The sequence below is a fragment of the Tenacibaculum sp. genome (assembly GCF_048269885.1).
In the GTDB taxonomy this organism is placed as follows: domain Bacteria; phylum Bacteroidota; class Bacteroidia; order Flavobacteriales; family Flavobacteriaceae; genus Polaribacter.
In genome coordinates, this window is record NZ_JBLWTZ010000006.1 from 151,349 (window position 1) to 162,060 (window position 10,712).

General features: G+C 31.7%; 12 protein-coding genes. 8 read left to right on the forward strand and 4 right to left on the reverse strand.

Going from position 1 to position 10,712, the window contains the following annotated elements; all coding sequences use genetic code 11:
* The first annotated feature begins 48 nt into the window (after positions 1 to 48).
* The gene (locus tag ACN0WY_RS06525; protein ID WP_417799867.1) at positions 49 to 2,502 is read left to right on the forward strand and encodes an alpha-ketoacid dehydrogenase subunit alpha/beta; all 2,454 of its coding nucleotides are present in this window, start codon (positions 49 to 51) and stop codon (positions 2,500 to 2,502) included.
* Between the two features lie 84 nt (positions 2,503 to 2,586).
* Here the strand turns inward: ACN0WY_RS06525 and ACN0WY_RS06530 are convergent, their stop codons facing one another.
* Genes ACN0WY_RS06530 through ACN0WY_RS06540 form a run of 3 tightly spaced genes read right to left on the reverse strand, consistent with a single transcriptional unit; the run spans position 2,587 to position 5,015 of the window.
* Entirely contained in the window at positions 2,587 to 3,336 is a 750-nt protein-coding gene (locus tag ACN0WY_RS06530) for an SH3 domain-containing protein (RefSeq protein ID WP_417799885.1), read from the reverse strand.
* A gap of 9 nt (positions 3,337 to 3,345) precedes the next feature.
* Positions 3,346 to 3,738: a hypothetical protein gene (locus ACN0WY_RS06535; protein ID WP_417799868.1), complete on the reverse strand. Its 393-nt coding sequence runs from the start codon at positions 3,736 to 3,738 to the stop codon at positions 3,346 to 3,348.
* A 5-nt stretch (positions 3,739 to 3,743) separates the two neighbouring features.
* A complete protein-coding gene (locus ACN0WY_RS06540) occupies positions 3,744 to 5,015 on the reverse strand; it encodes a DUF2851 family protein (protein ID WP_417799869.1) in 1,272 nt (423 codons plus the stop codon).
* A gap of 210 nt (positions 5,016 to 5,225) precedes the next feature.
* Here ACN0WY_RS06540 and ACN0WY_RS06545 point away from each other — a divergent pair, with 210 nt between their 5' ends.
* The 6 genes from ACN0WY_RS06545 (at position 5,226) to ACN0WY_RS06570 (ending at position 9,011) form a co-directional block, all read left to right on the forward strand.
* A complete protein-coding gene (locus ACN0WY_RS06545) occupies positions 5,226 to 5,855 on the forward strand; it encodes an NAD(P)H-dependent oxidoreductase (RefSeq protein WP_417799870.1) in 630 nt (209 codons plus the stop codon).
* An 88-nt stretch (positions 5,856 to 5,943) separates the two neighbouring features.
* Complete coding sequence (locus tag ACN0WY_RS06550) at positions 5,944 to 7,389, forward strand: sodium:solute symporter (protein WP_417799871.1); 1,446 nt, start codon at positions 5,944 to 5,946, stop codon at positions 7,387 to 7,389.
* 20 nt (positions 7,390 to 7,409) lie between these two features.
* Entirely contained in the window at positions 7,410 to 7,865 is a 456-nt protein-coding gene (locus ACN0WY_RS06555; protein ID WP_330488665.1) for a hypothetical protein, read from the forward strand.
* 1 nt (position 7,866) lies between these two features.
* Positions 7,867 to 8,040 (forward strand): hypothetical protein, encoded by a 174-nt coding sequence (locus ACN0WY_RS06560; protein WP_330488666.1) that lies wholly within the window; start codon positions 7,867 to 7,869, stop codon positions 8,038 to 8,040.
* Positions 8,018 to 8,518 (forward strand): cupin domain-containing protein, encoded by a 501-nt coding sequence (locus ACN0WY_RS06565; protein WP_417799872.1) that lies wholly within the window; start codon positions 8,018 to 8,020, stop codon positions 8,516 to 8,518. Before ACN0WY_RS06560 ends, ACN0WY_RS06565 begins: the two co-directional genes overlap by 23 nt.
* A 61-nt stretch (positions 8,519 to 8,579) precedes the next feature.
* Positions 8,580 to 9,011: a hypothetical protein gene (locus ACN0WY_RS06570; RefSeq protein ID WP_417799873.1), complete on the forward strand. Its 432-nt coding sequence runs from the start codon at positions 8,580 to 8,582 to the stop codon at positions 9,009 to 9,011.
* Between the two features lie 58 nt (positions 9,012 to 9,069).
* Here ACN0WY_RS06570 and ACN0WY_RS06575 read toward each other — a convergent pair whose 3' ends face one another.
* Positions 9,070 to 9,693, reverse strand: a complete 624-nt coding sequence (locus ACN0WY_RS06575; protein ID WP_330488669.1) for a LysE family translocator — start codon at positions 9,691 to 9,693, stop codon at positions 9,070 to 9,072.
* 109 nt (positions 9,694 to 9,802) lie between these two features.
* On the opposite strand from ACN0WY_RS06575, the gene ACN0WY_RS06580 reads away from it, so the two are divergent.
* Positions 9,803 to 10,696 (forward strand): LysR family transcriptional regulator, encoded by an 894-nt coding sequence (locus ACN0WY_RS06580; protein ID WP_330488670.1) that lies wholly within the window; start codon positions 9,803 to 9,805, stop codon positions 10,694 to 10,696.
* Positions 10,697 to 10,712: the final 16 nt, after the last annotated feature.

The following is a 10,712-nucleotide window of genomic DNA, read 5'->3' on the forward strand; positions in this document are numbered from 1 at the left end:
TTTCAACTAAAAAAGCTATCTTTGTAACCATACCTAAATTAGATGATTATGACGCAAAATACCGAAATAGCTAATACTCAACAGCTTTCTTTTCAAGATTTTAAAAATGAAGTTTTAAAGGACTATAAAACTGCTCGCATTAGTCGAGAATGTAGTTTATTAGGAAGAAGAGAAGTTTTAACAGGTAAAGCTAAATTTGGAATTTTTGGAGATGGTAAGGAAGTACCACAATTGGCTATGGCTAAAGCTTTTCAAAATGGAGATTTTAGATCAGGTTACTATCGTGATCAAACCTTTATGATGGCTATTGGAGAGTTGACTCCACAACAATTTTTTGCTGGCTTATATGCACATACTGATATTGACGTTGAACCAATGTCTGCCGGTCGTCAAATGGGAGGGCATTTTGCTACGCATTCTTTAGATGAAAATGGAAACTGGAAAAATTTAACAGCTCAAAAAAATTCATCCTCAGATATTTCTCCTACTGCAGGTCAAATGCCTCGCTTATTAGGGTTGGCACAAGCATCTAAAATTTATAGAAATGTTGAAGGTTTAGAAAAGCACACTAATTTTTCAAACAACGGTAACGAAGTTGCTTGGGGTACTATTGGAAATGCTAGTACTAGTGAAGGATTATTTTTCGAAACAATTAACGCCGCAGGTGTTCTACAAGTTCCAATGATAATGAATGTTTGGGATGATGAGTATGGAATTTCTGTACATGCACGTCATCAAACCACTAAAGAAAGTATTTCTGAAATCTTAAAAGGATTCCAACGTGAAAATGAAAGTAACGGATATGAGATTTTCGTAGTGAATGGTTGGGATTATGTTCAGTTAATTGACACTTACAACAAAGCTTCTAAAATTGCGAGAGAACAGCACATACCTGTATTAATACACGTAAAAGAATTAACGCAACCACAAGGGCATTCTACTTCAGGCTCTCATGAGCGTTACAAATCAAAAGAACGTTTACAATGGGAACAAGAATTTGATTGTATTGCACAAATGCGTAAGTGGATTTTAGAGTTTGAACTAGAAAATGAAGAGGGAGAAACTTTAAAATTTATTGATTCTGAAGAAGATTTAATCAATATTGAAAAAGAAGCAAAAAAAGAAGTTAGTAAAGCTAAGCGCGACGCTTGGAGTGCCTATACAAACGAAATAAAAGCAGAAGTAGCTGAAGCCATTTCTTTACTAGAAACCATTGCCCAAAAAAGCAACAATGGATCATTCATTACAAAATATAAAAATGATTTAGCCACTATTGCTGAACCTATCAGAAAAGATATTTTAGTAGCTGCTCGTAAAACGTTACGTTATTTAAGAGATGAAGATTTTGCTGAAAAAACAGCACTGAAAAACTTCATCCAAACATCAATTGATAAAGCAGCTGTAAAATATTCAGCACATTTATTAAGTGAAACAGAATTAGCTACTGAAAATATTCCTGCAGAAGCTCCAACCTATGCTTCAGAAAAAAATATCGTAGATGCACGTATTATTATGCGTGATAACTTTGACGCTATTTTAGCAAAACATCCTGAAGTATTAATTTTTGGTGAAGATGCTGGGTATATAGGTGATGTAAATCAGGGACTAGAAGGTTTACAAGAAAAATTTGGTGAGTTCCGTGTTTCTGATACAGGTATTCGTGAAGCGACTATTTTAGGTCAAGGTATTGGTATGGCAATGCGTGGGTTGCGTCCTATTGCCGAAATTCAATATTTAGACTATTTACTGTATGCTTTACAAATTATGAGCGACGATTTAGCTACGTTGCGTTACCGTACTTTTGGAAAGCAAAAAGCTCCGTTAATTATCCGTACCCGTGGACATCGTTTAGAAGGAATTTGGCATTCAGGTTCACCAATGGGTGGAATAATAAACAATGTAAGAGGAATTCATGTATTAGTGCCTCGTAACATGACGAAAGCTGCTGGATTCTACAACACCTTATTAGAAGGTGACGATCCTGCTTTAGTCGTAGAGTGCTTAAACGGATACCGTTTAAAAGAAGAATTGCCAACAAACTTAGGAGATTTTAAAACTCCAATTGGTGTTGTTGAAACAATCAAGGAAGGAAACGATATTACCATTGTTTCTTACGGTTCTACTTTACGAATCGTTGAAGAAGCTGCTAAAGATTTAGCACAAGTAGGTATAGATGTAGAAATTGTAGATGCGCAAAGTTTATTACCTTTTGACTTGAATCATGATACCGTAAAATCGGTAGCTAAAACAAATCGTTTATTAGTTGTTGACGAAGATGTTCCTGGAGGAGCTTCAGCGTATTTATTACAAGAAATTGTTGAAAATCAAAATGGTTACAGACATTTAGATAGCAAACCACAAACCTTAACTGCTAAAGCTCACAGACCTGCCTATGGTACCGATGGAGATTACTTCTCTAAACCATCTGCAGAAGATATTTTTGAAAAAGTATACGAAATTATGAACGAAGCAAACCCTGCTAAATTTAAAAGTTTGTATTAATAACTATTTTTTCAAAATAGATTAAAATAAAAAAACGATTTTAGAATATTCTAAAATCGTTTTTTTATTTAGTTATTTATAAATTTATTCTGCCACCTTCTCTACAGCCTCCTCTGTTGCTGCTTCTTGAGCATCTAAAGGTTGGTTTTTTGACTCGTAATCTTCTATTTTATTCTCTATAACTGTAATAAACTTAGAAGAAGATAAATCTGAGTTATTGATAACATCTTTCAATGCCTTTATTCTTTCTGTCATTGTTGGTTGAGTATTTGCTATTCCCGCAAATTTAGCCGTTGCTATATCAATTTGATCATTTGTAATGTTAGAAGTTTTCACCCAACCTTCTTCAATATACTTTCCTTCAGACCTTTTTCCCTTAACCTTAATCCAATCTCCTTGAGTTTCAGTTACAGCAATGATATCCATAATGCTGTATTTTTTTTCTGTCTTGGTAAGTAAGTCTGGTCTTTTATAAACAACAGCTTCTTCTAACATAGCTCCCACTTTACCATTAACAGCTAAAAAAGTAGATCTAGTCCATCCTTCTTTTCCATCAATCAACTTTACCTTGTAATACTCCTTCTTCGAAACAGAATCTATAGTTTCATCTCCTGTTAAGCTTACTTTTTCACCTAAGCTAATAGAGGTTATCCATTTCCCTTTAGCTGAAGCACTTTCTCTAATAGATAGTTTATCTAATAAACAAATTGCTGAAGTTGATTTTTCTTCTTTTTCACTAATAGATTCTTCAATTGTTGAAGCTTCTCCATTGTTTTTTGAATTTTTGTTGTCTTTACAACCTACACAAATAGTAGATACTAATGCAATAGCAATTAATGCTTTTTATATTGATACTACTACAGCTATAACTGAAATTAAAAACAAAAAGGCTGTTAAAGCGACTGGAAAAAAATAATGCTTCAGATTAACAATAGTAGCTTTACTCATATCCTTTTTATGTACATAAACCTTTATCGTTTCTCCTTCCATGCAATGCATTTTAAACATATGCTTTTTTGCTTCGCTATTCTCCGTGCGTTCGTATAATTTTCCTTTTACAATATAGTTATATGTTATTTTTGCTGTTGGTACTCTAGTTTTTATTCCTATAACTTCATACTTTACATCAACAACCTTTCCTTTAACCTCTAACCCAAACTTAAAAAGAAGATAATTACGTAATGTATAAACAAATACTATAAGAGACAAAATACTAGTTATAACTACTAACATCATATTCTTTATTTTTTTAATAACTTACTTCCTATAGCACATTGCAAACAGCGTTTTTCTGCACAATAATTGTTTTTTAATTCTAATAAAGCTTGAGATTCAAAAGCATTCTTTGCCTTGATTTGTAATACTGCAAACTTACTTATAATTGAATTATTTTCTGGTTTCAATTGTTGTATTAATTGTAACAAACCTTCTTCATTAACCTCTCCTCTGGCCTCTTCATAAACAAATTTTAAAGGAATAATTGTATTAATAATCAACAAGTCTATAAATGATTTTGTAAGTCTTTTAACTGATTTTTTTGATTCTGATTCAAATGTATAATGTGTTTTCCAAAACTCATTTACTTCAATTGTAAATAAATTATAAAAATCCTCTATTTTATTTACATCCATTACCTTTGAAAACAAACTTTGATATTTGTTATATAGCCCCACTAATTGCGCTATTCTAACCGTAGGAAAATTGTTCGGTCTCATTCTAAAAAACTGAAACCTATACTTAGCCATTGACTCTAATTTGTATTTGTGTTTTAAGTAAGTATACTCATTTTGCAACTGTTGGTAATAACTATCTTCGATTTGGTCAACCAAAAAACCTGCTTGTCCAAATAACAAGGCAGATAATTGCTCTTCATTGAATTGAACTTTACGCAACACTGAAAAATTAAATGATTGTGCTAGTTCTAAAAAAGCCGCTCTATTAACTTTCAATCCAAAATTCTTAGCTAACAACTGAAACAACACCGTTTCATAATCATTATTTGATTTTTGTAACAGCTCTTTTATTACTACCGATTTATTCTCTAATCGTTCAAAGTACAAACGTTCTAACCAGTTATTTAATAAAAAGGAATTGATTTCTGCTATTTGCTTTTCACACGGAATCCAGCGTTGTTCTTTTAAGAATAACCTCCGATAATTTATCAACACTTCTTTTTGAACAACATTTTCTAATGCTACGGTTGGTAATGGACGGTTATTTTTCATAAACACCTCTGTATCGTGTTCCCATACCACATGTAAAATGACTGCATCATAATTTTTATCCTGTTCATGATGATGGGCATACCAGTCAGACGACTTCACATGAACTTCAACATTTCCTACCCATAGCTGATTATCAATCTTTAATTTTGAATTTAAAAAATCAGCCCCAGTATTGCTATTATAACTCCCAGAATCTAAAATTTCAACAACTTTTCCTTTTACTGATATTAAGTTTCGTTTGCTAAATAATTTGTATTGCCATAAATAATGTAAAAATTCTTCTTTCATATGCTTTCTTTTTCATTCTCAATGTACAAAATATTTCTATGATGCTATCAATATTAATTATTCAAAGTATTTTTAGACAACTTTTTATTCCGCTATTTTTGTCAAGCATTTTATCTTATGAAATGAATAAGAAAACTTGTAAAACATTTTAACTTCAATACAAATTTTGAAGTATTTTAACCCTCGACTATCAAATAAAAACTAAACCACATGAATAGTATAGAAAATTTACAATGGCGTTATGCTGTTAAAAAATTTGACGAACATAAGTCTCTTTCTGAAGAGCAAATCAATATTTTAAAAGAAGCTTTCAACTTAACTGCTACTTCCTATGGCTTACAGCCTGTTAAAATGGTGGTTGTTAAAAACAAAAATTTACAACAGCAATTAGTCGCACACTCTTGGAATCAACATCAAGTTGTTCAGGCTTCACATTTATTGGTTTTATGTATTCCAAAAGAGTTAACCTCAGCACATGTAGAAAACTATTTTAAACTAGTGAAAGACATCCGAAATACACCAGACGAAATTTTAAATCCGTTTAAAGAGTTTTTAACAAACGATATTGATAGCAAGTCTCCTGAAGTATTATTTCATTGGATGAAGAACCAAGCTTACATTGCTTTAGGAAACCTAATGACGGTTGCTGCCAACGAAAAAATTGACAGTTGCCCAATGGAAGGTTTTGTTCCTGAAAAGTATGATGAAATTTTAGGATTAGACACTTATAACTTACAATCTGTTTTAGTACTACCTGTTGGTTTTAGAGCCGAAGATGACTACATGAAAGACTTGAAAAAAGTTCGTAGAAAAACCGAAGAAGTGGTTATAGAGCTATAACTTTTTAATTGTTACTTGCGAATTATGAATTTGTATGCGCTAAAAACTAAATTAGTACATTCGTAATTTATAATTCGTAATTAACAGTATGCAACCATTACATATACTACTCCTTATTTTAGTCTATTTTGGTGTATTAATTCTCATTTCTTACATCACAGGTAAATCGGCAAACAATCAAACATTTTTTAAAGCCAATAATTCCTCTCCTTGGTATCTGGTTGCCTTTGGTATGATTGGCGCATCGCTTTCAGGAGTAACTTTTATCTCAGTTCCAGGTTGGGTTGAAGGTGATAAAATGAGTTATATGCAAATGGTACTTGGGTATGTAGTAGGTTATGCCGTTATTGGACTCGTATTACTTCCTCTTTATTATCGGTTAAATTTAACCTCAATTTATACTTATTTAGAAGGACGTTTCGGTAGGCATTCCTATAAAACAGGTGCCTCATTTTTCTTACTCTCAAGAACTGTTGGTGCTGCCTTTCGTTTGTTTTTAGTGGCAAATGTATTACAGTTAATTTTATTTGATGCTTATGGAATTCCGTTTTGGGTAACAGTAACTATTACTATTTTACTTATTTGGTTATATACTTTTAAAGGAGGAATTAAAACTATTGTATGGACAGACACTTTACAAACCTTGTTTATGCTGATTGCTGTTGGTGTATGTATTGTGATGATAAAAGACGAAATGCAAATAGATAATTTATTTTCGTACGTAGCAGATAATAGCTTATCAAAAACCTTCTTTTTTGATGATGTAAAAGCAGGGAATTACTTTTGGAAACAGTTCTTTTCAGGTGCTTTTATCTCAATTGTAATGACAGGTTTGGATCAAGACATGATGCAAAAAAACTTGACCTGTCGGAACCTAAAAGATGCTCAAAAAAACATGTTTTGGTTTACTATAGTACTGGTTATTGTTAATTTTTTCTTCTTAGCTTTAGGAGTATTGTTAACCGATTACGCTACAGCAAATGAATTAAATGCGCACAAAGACAACTTGTTTCCTACTATAGCCATGAGTGGTGATTTAGGCATGATAACGGCACTTTTCTTTTTATTAGGATTGATTGCCGCAGCTTACTCTAGTGCCGATAGCGCTTTAACTTCATTAACTACCTCATTTAGTATTGATATTCTTGAAATTGACAAAAAAGAAAACGAAGAAGAAAAAGAAAAAACACGAAAGAAAATCCACGTGTTATTCTCTTTTATCCTAGTTGCCACTATTTTAATTTTTAAATATTTTATTGCAGATGAAAGTGTCATCGCTAAAATATTCCAATTTGCTGGTTATACCTATGGACCACTATTAGGATTATATGCTTTCGGATTATTTACCAAACTAGCTGTAAAAGACAAACTCGTTCCTATTATTTGTTTGATTGCTCCAGTATTAACCTATGCAATTAGTTTTTACAGCAAAGAAAAAATGGGATTTGATTTTGGTTTTTTTGTCTTAATTTTAAATGGTTTCTTGACTTTCTTAGGACTTTTGGCAATTCATAAAAAACGTGTAATTTTATAATTTACAAAACTTTACACTGCATGAAACTCTTTTTCACATTCATAATAGCACTGTTATCTATTACTTTAAATGCTCAAAATAACAATCTTAATTACGATGCTAAACTAGCTAAAGAATTAGGTGCAGATGACTACGGAATGAAAAGTTATGTATTTGCAATCTTAAAAACAGGCAGCAATACCTCAACAGACAAAGAACTTAAAAGTAAGGCTTTTAAGGGCCATTTAAATAACATCAACAGATTAGTTAAAGAGCAAAAACTCATTGTTGCTGGACCATTTGGTAAAAACGAAAACGCTTATCGAGGACTTTTTATATTCAATGTAAAAACCATTGAAGAGGCTCGAATGCTAATTAATACAGATCCTGCTATAGCTGAAAAATACTTAGATGTAGATTTATACAACTGGTATGGATCAGCTGCCTTATCAGAATATTTAAAAACTGCAGATAAAATCTGGAAAATCAATCCTTAAAATGCCTAAAAAAGGGAAAGCTAAAAACACAGTAAACAAAGCGAAGCATACGCGCTTAATGAAACAAAAAGAAAATAAGCTTCGCTTGGAAAAACAGCGTACCAAAGAACGTTTAAAAGCCATTATTAAAAAAGTTAACGAACAAAAAGAAAATGACAACTCAACAACTAATTAAAAAGTTTGACTTAACAGAGCATCCTGAAGGTGGTTTTTATAAAGAAACATACAGAAGCAACGGAATTATTAAAAACGAACACTTAAATTCTAACTTTGTAGGCGATAGAAATTACAGTACGTGTATTTATTTTTTATTAACTTCTGAAAAATTTTCTGCCTTTCATAAAATCAATCAAGATGAAATTTGGCATTTTTATAAAGGAAGTACTTTAAAACTACATATGATATCTCCCGAAGGAAACTACTCATTTGTATTGATTGGAAATGACTTCGCAAATGATGAATTCCCACAATTTGTAGTTCCTGCTGGTTATTGGTTTGCCGCTGAAGTAAATAAAGAAAACTCCTATGCTTTTACTGGTTGTACCGTCGCTCCTGGATTTGACTTCAACGATTTTGTATTACCTAAAAGAGAAGAGCTTATACTGTTATTCCCTGAGCATAAAGAAATAGTAACTAAATTAACTCACATGTAATGTTTCTTTTCTAAAGAAAAGCTATTTTTATTCCCTTTATTAAACAAATTAAATTACCATTATGAACAAGAAACTTTTATTATCAATTACTTTTACTATTCTAATAGCTTCTTTGGGGTTTTCTCAAAAAATAAAATTAAAAAAAGGAAAAGTACTAGTAGACGGAAAAGAAATTTTAAAATATGAAAAAAGAGGTCTTGGTACCGAAATAACTTTTTACTCTCTTGATAATAATGATGAAGTAGCTAATATGTTTCAAGAAGACAACGGTACTCATAACTATCTTGACGATGATTATAAAAAAATGTTTTTCGCCAAAGATGAAATATGGGTTGAATCAAGTAGAGTAAGAACTAGAGGTTGGAAATACATGGTAAAGCTTTTGCTTGAAAACAATGTCTTAGATAATGAAGGCAACATTAATTCTAAGAACTTAAAAAAGTTTGCAAAAAAATACGATGAAAACATAACTAATAGAACTGTACGATTCTAAATTTTAAAAACCTGAGTTATATATAACTCAGGTTTTTTCTTTTAAGCATTATTTACTATTACATAAACGCTATTTGTAACCCCATCAATACAAATATTGCTCCTGACACTTTGTTTAGCCTTACGCCTATTTTTTCATTCTCTTTAATTTTAGTTGAAAACATCCCTGCAAACGATGTTAAAATCAAGTACCAAATAGTAGTCATTACCGCATAAATAACTCCCATTATTATAAAAGGAACGGGATTCTCTATTTCTGTTGGACTTATAAACTGCGGAAAAAAAGCTATAAAGAATAATGCAACTTTCGGATTTAATATATTAGTAACAAATCCTGATGTAAAACTACTTTTTGCTGAATTTTTCTTTTGCTCTTCATTTGTCTCAGTAATCAATCCTTTTTTTGACATCACTTTTGCAACCCCTAAATAAACCAGGTAAGCCGCTCCTAAATACTTAATCAACGCAAAAAACAATGCAGATTTAGCTACCATAATCGACAATCCCAACGCTCCAAACAACGTATGCACCAAAGCCCCTGTATTTAAACCAAAGCTAGTGTACACACCAGACCTTCTTCCTTGACTAATAGATTTGTTAATTAAGAAAACAGTTTCTATTCCTGGGGTTAATACAAAAAGAAGAGTTGCTACAAAAAATGCGATAAAATTCTCAATTCCCATTTCGTTACTTTTTAAAAATGATTACACTGTTTTTTTATGCAAAGCAACAGTAGTTCTCTTTATTAAAAAATACTTATTTTTGATTAATTAATGCAAAAAACGCATTAAAATGACATTTCAACAGATTCGATATTTTTTAACGCTAGCAGAAGAATTACATTTCTGGAAAACAGCAGAGAAAGTTTACACCTCTCAATCGTCGTTGAGTAGACAAATTCAATCTTTAGAAGAAGAATTGGGTATTACTTTATTTGAGCGAGATAAAAGAAATGTAAAACTTACCGAGGCTGGTGTGTTCCTTAAAAAAAAATGGAGCATTTTACTAGACGAGTTTGATCGTACTCATCAACACGCAAAAAAAATAGACGAAGGTTCTTCCGGACTTGTTAGCATCGCCTACCCTGGTTCTATTTCTTACAACTATTTACCTGAACTACTTACGTTGTTTTCGGAAGAAAAACCCGACTTAAAAGTAGAGCTTATGGAACCTACTGATATTACACTTGAAAACCTTCTTTCTGGTTATCAGATAGACGTTGCTTTTAGTAGAAACGAGGTGTTAAATACTTCTATTTTATCTGAAAAACTGTACGCAGAACCTGTTTGTCTTGTCGTACCTAAAAACCATTGGTTAACTGAAGATTCGTTTATAGACTTAAGAGATGTAAAAGACGAAAAATTTATTCTCTCTGGGTTGCACCATACCACCTATTTTTCTTCGTTGCTTCGCAATATTTTTAACGCTTACGGTTTTGAACCTCAAACTCATATTGAATCTGATTTTGGAAGCATGATTTTAAGTTTAGTTGGTAGAGGTTTAGGGATTTCTATTTTGCCGTATTCATATCAGTTTTCTTTAAATACCAATCTTCGTTTTATCACACTACCAGAAAATACGGAGTTATATATCAATTGGCGTAAAAACGACAATAGAAAAATCATTAAAAATGTAATTGAATACGCAGTCAAACTAGGCAAAAACTACCATCGAAAATTTGTTTAATTTTACTAAATGTAAC